A 17061-nucleotide genomic window follows, 5' to 3' on the forward strand; every position below is an offset into this window, starting at 1 on the left:
CGCTGATCAAGTGAAGGTGTGGCGGCTCATGGGCAGGCTGCGCACCCGTTGCCCGGTCAGCGTTGCCACCGCATTGGCGACGGCGGGCGCGACAGCGGGCAGCGGCGGTTCGCCGATGCCGCCCATTTTTTCCCCGCTCTCGACCACACGCACGTGGACCCGGGCCATCCGCGCAGGCGGCAGGATCGGATACAAGTCGTAGTTGCGCGCACGCGGTTTGCCATCAATCCACACGGCTTCCTCCACCAGGGTCTGCGACAGGCCCAGCGCCACCGCGCCGTTGACCTGCGCTTCGACAATCGCCGGATTGACGATGCTGCCGGGGTCGATTGCCTGCCAGATGTCGTGCACCTTGACCTGACCATGCTCGATGGAGACCTCGGCGATCACCGCCGTCTGGGTACCGAACGGCGACGCCATCGCCACGCCTCGCGCACGTTTGCTGCCGTCCGCCGCGGTAAACGGCCCACGCTTCCAGCCACCCGACAGCTCGCCCACTGCGTGCAGCAACGTGGTCAGCCGTTGGTTGTCGCGCAGCAGGTGCAGGCGCAATTCGAACGGATCCTTGCCGCCCTTGTCAGCCAGTTCGTCAAGGAACGACTCATAGAAGAAGTCGTTGAGCGAATTGCCCACCGAACGCCAGTAACCCAGCATCGCCGGGCCTTTGGCGTAGATCTGTGCGATGCGCTTGTTGGGGATTGCATAGGACTTGCCCGACAAGCCTTCAAGCGCCGTCGGGTCGAGCTTCTCACCCTGTTTGCCGGCCAGCGCCTCGGTCGGGCCTTCGGTGGCACTGATCGCTTCGATCGCCAGCGGCCAGCCGTCGTTGTCCAGCGCGGCGCGGAAATTCACCGCGGCTACAGGACGCAGCACATCGCGCAGGAACTCTTCCTCGCGGCTCCAGATCAGTTTGACCGGGCGGCCAACCGCCTTGGATAACTCGATCGCCTGCGGGTAGGGGCTGGCGGCGTCGTAGAGGAAATGCCGACCGAAGAAGCCGCCCAGCAATGGCGAATGCAAGGTGATGCGCGACGGGTCGAGTCCGGTGCGTTTGGCGATGTCGGCACGGAACATGTCCGGCGCCTGATTCGGCAGCCAGACTTCCAGCGAACCGTCGGGATTGAAGCGGGCCAGCGCCGACGGCGGCTCCAACTGGCCGTGATTCAGGTACTGGTTGTGGTAAGTGGCGTCAATCCGGGTTTTGGCGCTGGCCAGAATGGCAGCCACGTCGCCCTCATTTTCATCATCCTTGGCCGGGCCTTTGTCGTCAGCCAGGCGCTTGAGCCAGGCATCGCTGGAAAAGTCTGCGGGCATCGGCCGTACTTTGCTGTCGGCGGTTGGCTCTTGCCAGTCGACCTGAATCGCTTCCACCGCACGTTTGGCGTGCCACCAACGCTCGGCGACCACGGCCACGGCACCCGGCAGACGATGCACGGAATGCACGCCTTTCATCGCCTTGACCTGCTCTTCGTTGCGCAAGTTGCCTACGGTCATGCCCAAACGCGGGGCATGTTGAACGGCGGCGTGGAGCATGTCATCGACTTTCAGATCGATGCTGTACAGCGCCTTGCCGGTGGACTTGTCGTAGGCATCGACGCGCTTCACCGGTTTGCCGATCCAGCGGAACTGGCTCGGATCACGCAGTTGCACCGAGGCCGGATCGGGCACCGGCAGATCCATGGCGTGTTCGGCCAGTTCACCGTAGGCCAGCGAGCGACCCGATTTGGCGTGCATGACTTTGCCGGGTTCAGTGCTCAGTTCGCTGACCGGCACCCCAAGTTTCTGCGCACCGGCCTGCAGCAGCATGGCGCGGGCGAGGGCGCCCAGGCGGCGCATCACCGGGTAACTCATACGCACCGACATGCTGCCGCCGGTGATGCGCATGCCGTTTTCCATCACCACATAGGCTTCGCCGGGCGGCGCGGCTTCGACCAGAAAAGTCGCCGGATCGGCATCCAGTTCTTCACCGACGATCTGCGCCATCGCGGTGAACGTACCTTGGCCGCCTTCCATGAACGGGCAGAGCAGGCGCACGCGGTTGTCCGGGCGGATTTCCAGAAACGCCGGCACCTGCGTGCCACGCTCGGCGGTCGCGGCCGCCACTGCGGCTTGCACCCGAGTCGCGCCCAGCGGCAGGCCGAAGCCGAGCACCAGTGCGCCGACGGCGGTGCCGGCCAGAAAACGTCTGCGCGACACGTTGATCGGTTCGTGCAGCGCCAGTGCTGACGCTTCCTGGGACGGATCGATACGCACGTTCATCAGGCGTCTCCCTTGCCGGCCAGCTCATGCACGGCGGCGTGAATGGCGTTGTACGTGCCGCAGCGGCACAGGTTGACCATCGCCGCCTCGATCTGCGCGTCACTCGGTTTGGGGTTTTGCTTGAGCAGCGCCGTGGCGGCCATTACCTGGCCGGACTGGCAGTAGCCGCACTGGGCGACCTGCAGATCAACCCAGGTCGAGACCACCCGTTTGCCCACATCATCGGCCTCGATCGCCTCAATGGTGGTGACCTCGCGACCGACCACACCGGCCACCGGCGTGACGCACGAGCGCACCACGTTGCCGTCCACCAGCACGGAGCAGGCGCCGCACTGCGCCAATCCACAGCCGTACTTGGTGCCGGTCATGCCCAGGTCATCGCGGATCACCCACAGCAGGGGCGTATCGGCGTCGGCATCGACCTGATAGGTTTTCTGGTTGATTCGTAGTTCCATGGTTCACCCGCTCGATCATCGGTTGACGTGCATTTTTATAAGCGGTGAAACGCTGCGCGGCGCCTCACCGGTAAAGCGTGTTCTTGCTCAACTGGCCGCGTTACCCAGCGCTTCTGCGGCGAAGGGTTCGCCACGCAGCAGCGCGATGTCACGACTGGGTGCGGTGCCATACAGGCGTGCGTATTCGCGGCTGAACTGCGAGGGACTTTCATAGCCGACCGCAAACGCCGCTCGCGAAACGTCCAGACGCTCCATCCACATCAACCGGCGCGCCTCGTTCAATCGCAGCCATTTCTGGTACTGCAGCGGGCTCATGCCGGTGAGCTGGCGGAAGTGGTGGTGAAAGGTCGGCGCGCTCATCTGCACCCGCGCCGCCAGCTCATCGATGCGCAGCGCCGCGCTGTAGTTGACCTTGAGCCAGTCGATGGCTTTGGCAATGCGATAACCCTGGCCATCGACGGCCGTGATCTGCCGCAGCCGCGCGCCTTGATCGGTATGGAGCAGCCGATAGTGGATTTCCCGCAGCACCAGCGGCGCCAGTACCGGGATCGCTTCAGGTTCGTCGAGCAATGCCAGCAGGCGCTCAAGCGCGCCTTCCAGCGCGGACGACAGGTTGCCAATGCCAGCGCCCGCGTTCATCGACGGCTGCCGTTTCGCAGGCAAACCACCTTTGCTGAGGATCTCGGCGAGCATGCCGACATCCAGTTTCAGCACCAGCCCGACACAGGGCTGTTCGGGGCTGGCAAGCATCACTTCGGAATTGGCGGGCAGATCCAGCGAGGTGACCAGAAACCGCGAAGGGTCGTAGCGGTAACCCTCACCGCCGACCCACAAACGCTTTTCCCCGCGGCCCACCAGAATCAGGCTCGGCTCGATCATGCACACGGCCGGTGGCGCCGGCTGATCGCGACGAAACAGCGACAGGCCGGGTATCGACGTGGCGACGTCACCCGGCACGCTCACGCGCGAGTCAATGTTCAACGCCAAAGGTGATGCGGGGCGCAGCGGGGTAGAGATCATGTCGGACAACTCCTGTTGATCGAACTCTAATCCGCTGCACAGGCGTTTCCTATACACCACCCCGCAACCTCAGAGGATCAGGCAAGCATTCAAGAGGAATGCACTAGGGCGGAGGTGGATCGACCGGGAGAATGTGTCAAACCATTACGGGAGAGACGCGATTCGACAACGCGATCCTCGCACCGTGAAAACAGTTCGTCGGGGCCATCGCCCGGACGCCTCTCGCCATACAGGTAGTTCCCATGACCTCCCTTTCCACAGAACAGCGCGGCTGGAGCGCGGTGCTGGCCATGTCGTTGGCCGCCTTCGCTCTGGTCGCTTCAGAATTCATGCCGGTCAGTCTGCTGACGCCGATTGCCGCGGAACTGCAGATCAGCGAAGGCCAGGCCGGGCAGGGGATTTCCGTGTCCGGTGCATTCGCCCTGATGACCAGCCTGGTGATTGCAGCGGTCGCTGCTCGGGTCGAGCGCAAGAAGCTGCTGTTGGGGCTGACCTTGCTGATGATCGTCTCGGGGACGGTGGTCGCGTTCGCGCCGGGCTATCCGTCGTTCATGTTCGGGCGGGCCTTGATCGGCATCGCGATCGGCGGTTTCTGGTCGTTGTCGGCGGCGACCGCGATGCGGCTGGTGCAGCCGGATCAAGTGTCCCGGGCACTGGCCATTGTCAACGGCGGTAACGCGCTGGCGACCGTAATCGCTGCTCCGGCGGGCAGCTTCCTCGGGTCGTTGGTAGGCTGGCGCGGCGCGTTCTTCTGTGTGGTTCCGGTCGCCGCGCTGGCGGCCATATGGCTGCTGATCAGTCTGCCGTCCTTCAAGCTCGAGCGTCAGGCCGGTAGCGGCAACGCCCTGCGGCTGATGAAGCAATGGCCGGTCGCTTTGGGGATGGTCGCTGTCAGCGTATTTTTCATGGGGCAATTCATGCTGTTCACCTACCTGCGGCCCTTTCTGGAGGAGGTCACCGGGGTCAGCGTCTCAACCCTGTCCTTGATGCTGCTGGGACTGGGGCTTGCCGGTTTCATCGGGACCTTTGTGATCGAAAGATTCCTCGGCACCGGCTTGTACCGCACGCTGACGGTTATCCCGCTGATAATGGCGGTCATCGCCCTGGCGCTGGTCAACTTTGGCGCATCGCCGCTGCTGACTGCGGTGCTGCTGGGCCTGTGGGGGCTGGTCGCCACGGCGGCGCCCGTGGGCTGGTGGACATGGCTGGCGCAAACACTCCCGGAGGATGCCGAAGCTGGCGGAGGCTTGCTCGTGGCCATCGTGCAACTGGCAATTGCCGCAGGGGCCATCGTCGGTGGCCTGGCGTTTGATCTGAGCGGTTATAAAGCCACCTTCGAGCTGAGCGCGGCGGTGTTAGTGATTGCGTCGGTGCTCGCCTGGTTAGCGGGGCGCAGTGCTGCACACGTGCATTTTGTCGAGTCGAACGTGGTCGGTTGAGAGAAATGTGAGAGGGGTCGTGAAATTGACAGCTCTGCTCCAGCAACGGATTTGCCAATGACACTATGTGTCATATAGTCTTTGGCGCATCACTCCTCCAGCCCCTCATCAAGGATTTCCAATGAACGTTCATTTCGTGGTTCACGAAGCATTCGAATCGCCCGGCGCCTATGAAACCTGGGCACGCGAACGTGGCCATGAAGCGAGTTATTCGCGGGTACATGCGTTTGAGGCCTTGCCCGCGAGCGTCGAAAACATCGACCTGCTGGTGGTGTTGGGCGGCCCGCAATCGCCGGCGACGAGCAAAGAAGAATGTCCGCATTTCGATGCGGCTGCCGAGTGCGACCTGATCGTTAGAGCGATCAACGCGAACAAGGCAGTGGTAGGCGTTTGCCTGGGGGCGCAATTGCTCGGCGAAGCGCTGGGTGCTGCGCATGGTCACAGCCCGGAAAAGGAGATTGGCAATTTTCCGATCACCTTGACCGAGGCGGGCAAGAACAACGCCAAGGTGGCGCACTTCGGCGATGCGCTCGACGTCGGTCATTGGCACAACGATATGCCGGGGCTGACGGCGCAGGCGAAGGTCCTCGCCGTCAGTGAGGGCTGCCCCCGTCAGATTGTCGAATACGGCGATCTGGTCTACGGCTTCCAGTGCCACATGGAGTTCACGGCGGAGGTCGTGGAGCGTTTGATTGCCGCGTCCGGTGAAGAGTTGGCGGCGGCAGTCGCTCGTCGTTTCGTTCAGCAACCGGCGGCGCTTCGCACCAACGCTTATGAGCAGATGAACCTGAAACTGTTCGAGTTCCTCGACAAGCTGATGGCGCATTATCAGCGGCAAACCAACGACTAGATACTCAAACAATGGCGCCGTCACGTCGCAGCATCACGGCGCCTCCTGCTCAGATCCAGACGTCGTTGTCAGCCGTGCGCTCGCCACCTTCGTGCCCGGTGTTACGCACCCCCCGAGGCTCGATCATCATCAGGCGCGCTTCTCCTTCCGCTGCCGTCCGATGTTCGATCCCGCGCGGCACGACGTACAGCTCACCCGGTTCGACGTACACGCTGCCATGGGGCAGGTCGATCCGCAGCGTGCCCTCGATCACAATAAAGGCCTCATCTGTTTCCGGGTGGGAGTGCCAGATGAATTCACCTTCGATGCGAACCACTTTGAACTGGTAGTCATTCATTTCGGCGACCACACGGGGGCTCCACTGCTGATCGATCAGCGCGGATTTCTGCGCCAGATTGATGGCGTGCAGTGCTGGTACTTTGCTGGTATGTGGCATGACAAATCCTCTATCAGACAGGAGTCGTCAGCCTAGCGAAGGGGTTATTGGCGATGCTTGTACGATCCTGCAAGTTGCCTTTGTCCCAGGACGCGTTCCAGCCAACGCGACGGAGATACCCCATAAGTGCGGGTGAAGTGCCGGGTCATATGACTTTGGTCGTGAAAACCCGCAGCCAGTGCGGCATCCACCAGCGAGAATCGGTCAAGCAGCAGCGTGCGCAATATATCCAGGCGACGCAGGGTCACGAAACGATAGGGGCTGGTGCCAAACAGCACTCTGAAGTCCCGAGAGAGGCTCCACCTTTCACGGCCGCTGGCGTGCTCCAGCATTTCCAGCGTAATGCTCTGGTGCAGGTGAGCCATGATGAATTCCCTTGCGCGCTCGGCTGCCGGGTAATCGAGCAGTTTGCGCCCGCGAGGTTTGCCGGCCACGGCGCGCAGGGCCATTGTCAGATCAAACAGGGCGTCCTGTTCTTCCAGCGGATCAAGCGAGTAATCCATCGCCTGCACGAACGCTTCACTGGCGCGATACAGGCGCGGGTCGCTGGACAGACCGCCGGCGATGAAGGGTAGCGGTTCACCCTTCAACACCTGCTGAATCAAAGCCGGATCGATATAGGCCATTCGATAGCGAAACCCCGCTTCGGTCCCGGCCATGCCATCGTGCAGTTCATCAGGATGCAGGAGCAAGGTGTTACCCGGTAAGCCGTGGCGCAGGCTGCCCTTGTAGTGAAAGCTTTGCACGCCAGAGAGGGTGCGACCGATCGAGTAAGTATCGTGCCGATGTGGGTGGTAGCCATGGCCGCCAAACCGGGCTTCGATACGTTCTATCCGCCCCGGCTGTGTGCTGCGCACTACCCAATCGGAATCTGGATCTGGTCTGGACTGTTCCATGGTTTCACTGTCTCTGAGAGAAGCCTGCTGCGAGCGATGATAGCCAAGCTGATCGAAAGCAGGGTGTCACCGTTGCCCTCGCGTATTTTGCGCCAGACGCTCACGCCAGTTGCCACCGTGCGTGCGTTGGCATGCCTCCTCGGAGTCGAAACACACGTTGCGCTCTGATGCGGGCAGGTCGATATCGGCCTCCCTCAGCGCGGTGGCCGTCAGTTCGAAGATCCGCGCTTTGGCTTGTGTGAGGGCGAGATTTTTGTTGGCCTCAGTATCGAACACCCAGATTAGTTTCAGGGTCGCCGCCAACGCGTTCAGGTCAGCGGTGTGGGTCAGCCAGGTGAAGCCCTGGATTTCAGCTTTTGCGGTTTCACATGCGTCGGTGAGCGTGGCAATCAAGCGCCGCTCGATCCGCGCCAGTTCTCGTTTTCCAGCAGGCATTGCAGATCCTTTGACGACAGTGGTGGTGTGGTCTCACTGTAATTGCTGAGGATTCACAAATCCTCAAGTCCAACCCGAATTCCCTGTGGGAGCGAGCGTGCTCGCGAAAGCGGTAGGTCTGTTATGTCAGTGCTGACTGACTTGGCGCCTTCGCGAGCAAGCTCGCTCCCACAAAGGTTGCTGTGAACCGGGATGCCCCTGTCCAGTACAAATCTTTGTGGGATTGTGGCGTCAATCCAGATCGCTGGCCTGATGCCGCTCGGCAACCTGGCTCGCCTCGTCACCCCAGGTGCGATTGACGCGCTGACCACGCATCACCGCAGGGCGTTGGGCGATGTCTTCGGCCCAGCGCTGCACGTGGGTGTATTCGTGGGCCGCCAGAAATTCGGCGGCTGAATACACATTGTTGCGCACCAGTTGGCCGTACCACGGCCAGACCGCGATGTCGGCGATGGTGTAGTTGTCGCCGGCCAGGTAGCGGCTTTCCTTGAAGCGCCGGTCGAGCACATCGAGCTGACGCTTGGTTTCCATGGTGAAGCGGTTGATCGGGTATTCGAGCTTCTCCGGCGCATACGCATAGAAGTGCCCGAAGCCGCCGCCCAGATAAGGCGCAGAGCCCATCTGCCAGAACAGCCAGTTCAGGGTTTCCGTGCGGCCAGCCGGGTCTTTGGGCAGGAAGGCGCCGAACTTTTCCGCCAGATACAGCAGGATCGAACCGGACTCGAACACCCGAATCGGCGGCTGTGCGCTGCGGTCGAGCAGCGCCGGAATTTTCGAGTTCGGATTGATCTCGACAAAACCGCTGGAGAACTGATCGCCCTCGTTGATGCGGATCAGCCAGGCGTCATATTCGGCCCCGGAATGCCCCAACGCCAACAGCTCCTCCAGAAGGATGGTCACCTTCACGCCATTGGGGGTCGCCAGGGAGTACAGCTGCAGCGGATGTTTGCCGACAGGCAATGTCTTGTCATGCGTCGGCCCGGCAATCGGGCGATTGATGCTGGCGAAATGGCCGCCGGACGGCGCTTCGTGTTTCCAGACCTTGGGCGGAGCGTAGGGCGCTTTACTCATGAAATGGGCCTCATGGTGAACTTGCCGAGAATGACCTGACGGATATCAGACACGACAGCATAAACGCTCTAGCTCAAGACTGCGCAACCCCCGGAATGATCAAACACGCCGCCAGCCCCATCAGTGCAATTCCGATGAACTTGTCGAGGAGCCGCTGTTTTTCCAGCAGGCGACGGCGTAACCGTTCAGTGGAGAAAAACAGCGCAACCAGACTGAACCACAGCCAATGAATGACCGACATGAACAAGCCATAGGCAAAGTTCACCGTCAGCGAACTGCCAGGCTCCACCACCTGGCTGTAGGCCGCCACCACAAACATCATGGTTTTCGGATTCAGTGCATTGGTCAGAAAACCTGAGCAGAACACCTTCCAGGCGCGAGGCACCGAAGCGCTCGCATCGGCAAATGTCAGAACCGATTGATTGGTAAAGGACTTGATGCCCAGATAGACCAGGTATGCGGCGCCCAGCAGTTTCATCATCCAGAACAGCAGCGGCGATTGGGTGATGATCAGCGCCACCCCGAACACCGTGTAGAACACGTGAACCTGCACGCCACAGCCGATGCCCAGCGCAGCCAGCAAACCACTGCGCCGCCCGTAGGCATAACTGTTGCGAGTGACCATGGCAAAGTCCGGACCCGGGCTGATCACCGCCAGAACAGTGATGGCGATTACCAGAAACAATTCATTCATGCCTACGCTCCATCGCGTCATTTGCGCTACTTGATTTCACAGATGCACTGTCCGCAGTCATTCTTGCAAATGTTTGGAGGGATGCGGCAGGCTCCGAATGGCGCCATGATGGGGAATTGTCACGGGCAAAAAAAACGATTTATAGTCGCGAAAACCTGTGAGAAATCATCGCCTATATGAACCTGCCTCCGCTGGCTGCCTTTCGCTTCTTCAACACCGCCGCCCAGACCCAGAGTTTCGTCAAGGCTGCCGAACTGCTGCACGTCACCCACGGCGCGGTCAGCCGCCAGGTGCGTTTGCTGGAGGAGGCGATCGGGGTCGAATTGTTCGAACGGCGTAACCGCGCGATCTTTCTCAACCATGCCGGGCGCTTGCTGTTCAATGTCACCGCGCCGATGTTCGAGCAGTTGCAGAGCACGGTTTATCGCCTGCAACGCGAAGTCCACGATGACGTGCTGGTGGTGTCCTGCGAGCCGACCATCGCCATGAAATGGCTGATCCCGCGACTGCCCGACTTCCACAGCGCGCATCCACAGTTGCAGGTGCAACTGCTGACGGCCGGCGGGCCGATCGACTTCGCTCGTTCAGGGGTGGATCTGGCGATCCGGCGTGACGATTTCCATTGGGACGAAACCGTGCACGGCGTGACCCTTTGTGAAGAGTGGATCGGCCCGGTCTGCGTGCCGTCCAGTCGACCTGACGGTGGTCATTTGCGTGGCGCCTGCCTGCTGCACAGCAAGACGCGCCCGCAGGCGTGGGACAACTGGATGCGACTGGCTGGCATGAACGCATCGGGTGTCAGTCGGGTCGATTACGAGCATTTCTACCTGTGCATTCAGGCCGCGCTGGCCGGGCTGGGCGTCGGAATGGCGTCGTTTCTCATGGTGCAGGACGAACTCAAGTCCGGCCAGTTGATCGCGCCGTTCGGCTTTGTGCGGGACGGTTCGAGCTATTGCCTGCTGTCACCGCGACCCTTCGAACAGAGCGCCAATGCCATGCTTTTTCGCGAGTGGATTGCCCGGCAGATGAGTGCGTGCAGCCCACCGCTCGTGGATGATCTGAAGCCTTGACGACAGAGGGGCTGCAGTCAATGGGTCAGGCGTCATCGCCGCTCGTTCCTGCATGCACCAAAAACAACCTCAGAAGATCGCAGCCTCCGGCAGCTCCCAGAGGGAGCGGTTCGGCAATGCCGTCGGGTAAAAACAATCGAAACTTCGCGCGCGTCCCGACTGTCCAGACCCATGTACCGCCCGGCGGATATCTCGCCGGGCAGGCTTCATGCATCGGTGACAGGCGAGGAACGAAATGACGACGACAGTGGGCGATTTTCTGGTTGAGCGGCTCAGCCAATGGGGCGTCACGCGGATTTTTGGTTATCCGGGAGACGGCATCAATGGCGTATTCGGCGCGCTCGCCCGAGCCAATGGCAAGATCGAATTCGTTCAGGCCCGACACGAAGAAATGGCCGCGTTCATGGCGTCGGCCCACGCCAAATTCACTGGCGAACTGGGCGTGTGCATCGCCACGTCGGGGCCCGGCGCTTCGCACCTGATCACCGGTCTGTACGACGCGCGCATGGATCACCAGCCGGTGCTGGCGATAGTCGGTCAGCAGGCGCGGACGGCGCTCGGCAGTCATTACCAGCAGGAGCTGGATCTGGTCTCGATGTTCAAGGATGTGGCCGGGGCCTTTGTGCAGCAGGCCTCGGCGCCGTCGCAGGTGCGTCATCTGCTCGATCGTGCCGTGCGTACGGCGGTTGGCGAGCGGCGGGTGACGGCGATCATTCTGCCCAATGATTTGCAGGATCTTGCGTACGAGCCACCGGCGCGGGCACACGGCACTGCGCATTCCGGCGTCGGATACACCAAGCCGAAAGTGCTGCCCTACGAGGCGGATCTGCAGCGCGCCGCCGACGTTTTGAACAGCGGTGAAAAAGTCGCGATTCTGGTCGGCGCTGGCGCGTTGCAAGCGACGGATGAAGTGATCGCCATCGCGGAAAAACTCGGTGCTGGCGTGGCCAAGGCGTTGCTCGGCAAGGCCGCGCTGCCGGATGATTTGCCGTGGGTCACCGGCAGTATCGGCCTGCTGGGCACCGAGCCGAGCTACAAGATGATGAGCGAGTGCGACACCTTGTTGATGATCGGTTCGGGTTTTCCCTATGCCGAATTTCTGCCCAAGGAAGGTCAGGCGCGTGGCGTGCAAATCGACCTGCAGCCGGACATGCTGAGCCTGCGTTACCCAATGGAGGTCAATCTGGTCGGTGACTCCGCCGAAACCCTCGCTGCGCTGCTGCCGTTGCTCGAACAGAAAACCTCGCACAAGTGGCGCAAGAAAATCGAAGGCTGGCGCAGCACCTGGGAGAAGACCCTGGAAAAACGCGCGATGTCCAAAGCCGATCCGATCAATCCGCAGCGGGTGGTGTATGAACTGTCACCGCGCCTGCCGGATCAGGCGATCATCACCAGCGACTCGGGTTCCTGCGCCAACTGGTACGCGCGTGATCTGAAGATTCGTCGTGGCATGCAATGTTCGCTGTCCGGTGGCTTGGCCTCGATGGGCGCAGCCGTGCCGTATGCGATCGCCGCCAAGTTTGCGCACCCCGAGCGTGCGGTGATTGCGCTGGTGGGTGACGGCGCGATGCAGATGAACAACATGGCTGAGCTGATCACCGTCGCCAAATACTGGCGCCAATGGAGCAGCCCGAAATGGATCTGCGCGGTGTTCAACAACGAGGATCTGAATCAGGTCACCTGGGAGCAGCGGGTGATGGAAGGCGATCCGAAGTTCGAAGCCTCGCAGAGCATTCCCGATGTGCCGTATCACCTGTTCGCCATTTCCATCGGCCTGAAAGGGATTTTCGTCGACCGCGACGAGGACGTCGCTGCCGCCTGGGAGCAGGCGCTGGCCTCGGACGTACCGGTGCTGATCGAGTTCAAGACCGACCCCAACGTGCCGCCGTTGCCGCCACACATCAAACTCGAACAGGCGAAGAAGTTTGCCACGACCTTGCTCAAGGGCGACCCTGACGAGGCGGGGGTGATCGTGCAAGCCGCCAAGCAGGTACTGGCCAGCGTCCTCCCCGGCAAAAAATAATCGTGCAGGCGCTTCGTCGTGTCCCAAATCTGTGAGCGCCGCAGAACCCTGTGGGAGCGAGCTTGCTCGCGAAAGCGTTGTGTCAGGTGCAGCGATTGTGGAGGTGTCGACGCCTTCGCTGGCAAGCCAGCTCCCACAGGTATTTCGTCGTGTCCCAAATCTGTGAGCGCCGCAGAACCCTGTGGGAGCGAGCTTGCTCGCGAAAGCGTTGTGTCAGGTGCAGCGATTGTGGAGGTGTCGACGCCTTCGCTGGCAAGCCAGCTCCCAAGGTATTTCGCTGTGTCCTGAATCTGTGAACGAGGACCGTGGAGATTTTCATGGGTGAAGCAGCGAAGGGTTATTTTTGATGTTCATCGGTTGCGCAGGCTGGAGTCTGGGGCGCGAGTATTGGCCGCAGTTTCCGGCCGAGGGTACGCATCTGCAGCGTTACGCGGCGCGGTTTGACTGCGTGGAAATCAACAGCTCGTTTTATCGTCCGCATCGGCGTCAGACCTATGCGCGCTGGGCGGATTCGGTGCCGCCGGGCTTTCGCTTTTCAGTGAAAGTGCCAAAGCAGATCACTCATGAATGGCGTCTGCGGGACTGTGATCAAGCGCTGGACGAATTTCTCGGGCAGTGCGAGGGGCTGGCCGATCGGCTGGGATGCTTGCTGGTGCAACTGCCACCGTCGCTGGCCTTTGAACCGATAAGCGCAGAGGCGTTTTTCGTGGCGTTGCGCCAACGCTTCGCCGGTGCCGTGGTGCTTGAGCCACGGCATGAGTCATGGGTAACGGCAGCGCCGATGCTGCAGGCGTATCGGATTGCCCAGGCCATGGTCGATCCGTCGCGGATCAGTACCGATGGTTCGGCGCAGGGCTGGACAGGGGTGCGTTATTGGCGATTGCACGGTTCGCCACGCATCTACCACAGCGCCTACAACGAGCGTTATCTGCAAGCGCTGGCAGAGCAGATGCAGGTCGCGGCAGCAGAGGGCGCCGCGGTCTGGTGCATCTTCGACAACACCGCCAGTGGTGCCGCGCTGGGTAACGCGTTGGCACTGGCAGCGTTGATGGCGGATTGAGCCAGGCGGACACGTCATCGCAGACGATCGTCGCGCCGATGATCGTCAGCGGTTGAGGAAGGCCAACAGATCCTCATTCAGCGCCTCGGCGTGGGTCACGGCAAAACCATGGGGCGCGCCAGCGTAGACTTTCAGCTCGGCGCCCTTGATCATCGCCGCCGCCTGTTTGCCGGTGGTTTCGAACGGCACGATCTGATCGCCGTCACCGTGGATCACCAGAGTCGGCACGTCGATCTTCGCCATGTCCGGGCGGAAGTCGGTTTGCGAAAACGCGGTGACGCAATCCACGGTGCCTTTCAGCGAGGCGAGCAGGGCGATGTTCAGGGTTTGCGTGAGCACGCCATCGGAGACTTTCTGGCCCTGATTGGTGCCGTAGAATGGCGCGGCGAAGTCCGCGATGAACTGCGCGCGATCCTTGAGCAGACCGGCCTTGATCCCGTCGAACACCGAGGTATCGACACCATGCGGGTAGTCGGCTTTCTTGCCGAACAGTGGCGTCACCGCCCCGAGCAGCACCAACCCGGCAACGCGCTCGCTGCCGTGGCGGGCGATGTAGCGGCTGACGTCGCCGCCGCCCATGGAGAAACCGACCAGCGTCACGTCGCGCAGGTCGAGGTGTTTGATCAGTTGCGCGATGTCGTCGGCAAAGGTGTCGTAGTCATAGCCGTTCCACGGTTGATCGGAGCGCCCGAAACCACGGCGGTCGAAGGCAATCGTGCGGTAGCCGCGACTGCTCAGGTATTCCATCTGGTATTCCCACATGTCGGCATCCAGCGGCCAGCCATGGCTGAACAGCACGGGCTTGCCGCTGCCCCAGTCCTTGAAATAGATCTGTGTGCCGTCATCGGTAGTGAATGTGCTCATGGAAACTCCTTGCTTGAGTACGCGTTGGGGAGGGCTGTAAAAGCAGGATTCACTATCCGCGCAATCGACCGTGGCCACTTGTATGCAGGTGCTGCGCTGTCGGCGTGGTTCTTTTCCGCGACCACAGTTGTAAGATGCAACCACACGCTGGATTTGACGGAGAAACACCCTGTGAAGCGCAAAAGCCTGCACGGCAACGCCTGCCCGGTCGCCCGTACGCTGGATCTGATCGGCGACTGGTGGTCGCTGCTGATCATCCGCGATGCGCTGGAGGGCATCCGCCGCTTCAGTGATTTTCAGAAGAATCTGGACATCGCCAAGAACATGCTCAGCGCTCGGCTCAAGAGCCTGGTAGAGCAGGGGATCCTGCAAACCGTGCCGGCCGCCGATGGCGGTGCCTATAAGGAATACGTGCTGACCGAACGCGGCAAGGCCTTGCAGACGGTGATCGTTGCGCTGTCGCAGTGGGGCGGCGAACACCTGTATGCGCCGGGGGAGGCGGGTTCGGTGATGGTTGACGCGCAGCAGCGGCAGCCGATCAGGAAGCTGGAATTGCGTTCAGCGGATGGCCGCCTGCTGGCACCGCAGGACGTGGCGACGAAGTTGGGCGTTGCGCACTGAACCAGGGATTAACCCCGGAAAACCGCAACCGCGTCGATTGTTCAATCCCTGTTACAAACCCGACAAACGGTCGAAATGTTTGTTTGACGTCAAAATGATGGCCATCTAATATCGCGCCACTATTTTGATGTCATTCCGTCTCGAGGGATCGAACATGTATCCACCCGCCCTCGTGGCGAGGTTGTGCGTGGCTTTGCTGTGCCTGTCTCCGCTTCAAATTACCTTCGCTGCACCCACCCCCGGTGAAACCGACCTGATCCGCGATCGCCAGAATCGCCTGCTTGAAGAGCAACAGCGGCGCCTGGAAGAACTCAAGGATTTGCCCGGCAAAGATGCCAAGCCTTCGCAACCGGCAGCGCCCACCGATACCCGCTGTTTCCCGATCAAGGACATCGAACTCAAGGGCGCCGACAGTCTGTCCGACAGCGACAAAACCCGTCTGCTCAAGCCCTACATCGACCAGTGCCTCGGTGTACCCCAGCTCAACGAGCTGCTGAAAGTCATCACCGACCATTACATCGAGAAAGGCTTGGTCACCAGCCGCGCCTACCTGCCGCAGCAAGACTTGTCTGGCGGGCACCTGAAAGTGCTGGTGGTCGAAGGCAAACTCGAAGGCATGAAGGGCGCCGAGAACAGCCAGCTTTCGCAGCGCGAACTGGCGATGGCCTTTCCCGGCAAGTCCGGCGAACTGGTCAACCTGCGCGAGATCGAGCAGATGGTCGATCAGCTCAATCGCCTGCCGTCCAATCAGGCCAAGATGGAGCTGGCGCCGGGCAAGAACGTCGGCGGCAGTGAAGTGCTGGTCACCAATAACCCGCAGAAGCCATGGCGTGCCGGACTGTCGCGCAGCAACGACGGCCAACGCAGCACCGGTGAACAGCAGTGGGGCACCACTTTCGATTGGGACAGCCCGCTGGGCCTGGCCGATCAGTTGAGCCTGCGCGGCGGTCACGATGCAATGACTGACCACCAGCACACCTCCAGCAACGCCATGCTCAATTACAACCTGCCTTGGGGCTGGTGGAACTTCAGCTACACCTACAGCCAGAGCGACTACCGCTCGCAGATCGCCGCCAACGGCTACAACTTCAAGCAGACCGGCGACAGCGAAAACCATCAGCTGCGCGCCGAGCGGGTGATCCATCGCGACTCGGTGAGCAAGACCTCGCTCAGTGCCGGCCTGTCCTACCTGCGCACCAACAACTTCATCGAAGACAGCAAGCTCAAGCTGAGCAGCAACCGCATCAGCGAAGCGCAGTTCGGCTTCAACCACGGTCGCCGCATCGGCAGCGCCTTCGTCAACTTCGACGCCGGCATGCAGGAAGGCATCGGCGCGTTCGATGCGCAGGGCAGCCACGATCCAGGCCCCGGCGAGCCCGACGCACGCTACCGCAAATACACCGCGACCCTGAGCTACCTGCAACCGCTCAAGCTGTGGGGCGAATCCTTCAGCTTCAGCAGCCTGATGACCGGCCAGCGCAGCGAGGATGTGCTGTTCAGTCCGCAGCGCACCAGCCTCGGTGGACTGTCGTCGATCCGTGGCTACAAGGATCAGTCGCTGTCTGGCGACAGCGGCGGTTACTGGCGCAACGACCTGCGCTGGAGCCGTCCGGTCAGCGCCGAGTGGCTGCGCCCGGTGTTCGCTGAATACGGTACCAGCCTCGGCTACGACCAGGGCGTGATTCGCGGCGACCGTTACAACGGTGATCAGCACGGACGCATGTCGAGCAACTCGCTGGAGCTGTTCGCCCGTGGTGAGCATGTGGCTGCCAGCGTGACCTTTGCCCATTCCCTCGAACGCCCGGATGTGCTGACCGAGCCTGAAGCGCCGATTTATTTCCGCCTCGACTTTTTCATCTAATTCAAAT

At 61.4% G+C, this 17061-nt stretch carries 16 protein-coding genes; 7 read left to right on the forward strand and 9 right to left on the reverse strand.

Going from position 1 to position 17061, the window contains the following annotated elements; translation table 11 throughout:
• Positions 1–6: 6 nt before the first annotated feature.
• From GTQ41_RS11480 to GTQ41_RS11490, 3 genes are all read right to left on the reverse strand, one after another.
• Positions 7–2259, reverse strand: a complete 2253-nt coding sequence (locus tag GTQ41_RS11480) for a xanthine dehydrogenase family protein molybdopterin-binding subunit (RefSeq protein WP_217325503.1) — start codon at positions 2257–2259, stop codon at positions 7–9.
• Positions 2259–2714, reverse strand: a complete 456-nt coding sequence (locus tag GTQ41_RS11485; RefSeq protein ID WP_027613020.1) for a (2Fe-2S)-binding protein — start codon at positions 2712–2714, stop codon at positions 2259–2261. The genes GTQ41_RS11480 and GTQ41_RS11485 overlap by 1 nt, the downstream gene beginning before the upstream one ends.
• 87 nt (positions 2715–2801) lie before the next feature.
• Positions 2802–3734 carry an AraC family transcriptional regulator gene (locus GTQ41_RS11490; protein ID WP_047294866.1) on the reverse strand — a complete coding sequence of 311 codons (933 nt, stop codon included), beginning with the start codon at positions 3732–3734 and terminating at the stop codon, positions 2802–2804.
• Between the two features lie 242 nt (positions 3735–3976).
• Between GTQ41_RS11490 and GTQ41_RS11495 the strand changes: the two genes are divergently transcribed.
• Positions 3977–5173 carry an MFS transporter gene (locus GTQ41_RS11495; protein ID WP_047294864.1) on the forward strand — a complete coding sequence of 399 codons (1197 nt, stop codon included), beginning with the start codon at positions 3977–3979 and terminating at the stop codon, positions 5171–5173.
• 121 nt (positions 5174–5294) lie between these two features.
• Positions 5295–6023, forward strand: a complete 729-nt coding sequence (locus GTQ41_RS11500; RefSeq protein ID WP_047294862.1) for a type 1 glutamine amidotransferase — start codon at positions 5295–5297, stop codon at positions 6021–6023.
• 49 nt (positions 6024–6072) lie between these two features.
• Here GTQ41_RS11500 and GTQ41_RS11505 read toward each other — a convergent pair whose 3' ends face one another.
• From GTQ41_RS11505 to GTQ41_RS11525, 5 genes are all read right to left on the reverse strand, one after another.
• Positions 6073–6459 carry a cupin domain-containing protein gene (locus GTQ41_RS11505; protein ID WP_047294860.1) on the reverse strand — a complete coding sequence of 129 codons (387 nt, stop codon included), beginning with the start codon at positions 6457–6459 and terminating at the stop codon, positions 6073–6075.
• Between the two features lie 44 nt (positions 6460–6503).
• Entirely contained in the window at positions 6504–7355 is an 852-nt protein-coding gene (locus GTQ41_RS11510; RefSeq protein ID WP_047294858.1) for an AraC family transcriptional regulator, read from the reverse strand.
• A gap of 66 nt (positions 7356–7421) precedes the next feature.
• On the reverse strand, positions 7422–7790 hold the full coding sequence (locus GTQ41_RS11515; RefSeq protein ID WP_047294856.1) for a hypothetical protein: 369 nt from the start codon (positions 7788–7790) through the stop codon (positions 7422–7424).
• Between the two features lie 231 nt (positions 7791–8021).
• Entirely contained in the window at positions 8022–8861 is an 840-nt protein-coding gene (gene yghU, locus GTQ41_RS11520) for a glutathione-dependent disulfide-bond oxidoreductase (protein ID WP_047294854.1), read from the reverse strand.
• Positions 8862–8934: 73 nt separating this feature from the next.
• Positions 8935–9555, reverse strand: coding sequence for a LysE family translocator (locus tag GTQ41_RS11525; protein WP_047294852.1), 621 nt, complete (start codon positions 9553–9555; stop codon positions 8935–8937).
• A gap of 176 nt (positions 9556–9731) precedes the next feature.
• On the opposite strand from GTQ41_RS11525, the gene GTQ41_RS11530 reads away from it, so the two are divergent.
• The 3 genes from GTQ41_RS11530 to GTQ41_RS11540 all read left to right on the forward strand — a co-directional run bounded on the left by GTQ41_RS11530 (position 9732) and on the right by GTQ41_RS11540 (position 13708).
• On the forward strand, positions 9732–10625 hold the full coding sequence (locus tag GTQ41_RS11530) for a LysR substrate-binding domain-containing protein (RefSeq protein ID WP_047294850.1): 894 nt from the start codon (positions 9732–9734) through the stop codon (positions 10623–10625).
• Positions 10626–10860: 235 nt separating this feature from the next.
• A complete protein-coding gene (locus GTQ41_RS11535; RefSeq protein WP_047294848.1) occupies positions 10861–12648 on the forward strand; it encodes a thiamine pyrophosphate-requiring protein in 1788 nt (595 codons plus the stop codon).
• A 346-nt stretch (positions 12649–12994) separates the two neighbouring features.
• Entirely contained in the window at positions 12995–13708 is a 714-nt protein-coding gene (locus GTQ41_RS11540; protein ID WP_080963286.1) for a DUF72 domain-containing protein, read from the forward strand.
• Between the two features lie 45 nt (positions 13709–13753).
• Here GTQ41_RS11540 and GTQ41_RS11545 read toward each other — a convergent pair whose 3' ends face one another.
• A complete protein-coding gene (locus GTQ41_RS11545) occupies positions 13754–14572 on the reverse strand; it encodes an alpha/beta fold hydrolase (protein WP_047294845.1) in 819 nt (272 codons plus the stop codon).
• A gap of 171 nt (positions 14573–14743) precedes the next feature.
• On the opposite strand from GTQ41_RS11545, the gene GTQ41_RS11550 reads away from it, so the two are divergent.
• Both GTQ41_RS11550 and GTQ41_RS11555 read left to right on the forward strand, forming a co-directional pair.
• Positions 14744–15193, forward strand: a complete 450-nt coding sequence (locus GTQ41_RS11550) for a helix-turn-helix domain-containing protein (protein WP_047294843.1) — start codon at positions 14744–14746, stop codon at positions 15191–15193.
• 154 nt (positions 15194–15347) lie between these two features.
• Positions 15348–17054 (forward strand): ShlB/FhaC/HecB family hemolysin secretion/activation protein, encoded by a 1707-nt coding sequence (locus GTQ41_RS11555; RefSeq protein WP_047294842.1) that lies wholly within the window; start codon positions 15348–15350, stop codon positions 17052–17054.
• The last annotated feature ends 7 nt before the right edge of the window (positions 17055–17061 follow it).

This window comes from Pseudomonas sp. AN-B15 (assembly GCF_019056475.1).
In the GTDB taxonomy this organism is placed as follows: Bacteria; Pseudomonadota; Gammaproteobacteria; order Pseudomonadales; family Pseudomonadaceae; genus Aquipseudomonas; species Aquipseudomonas parakoreensis.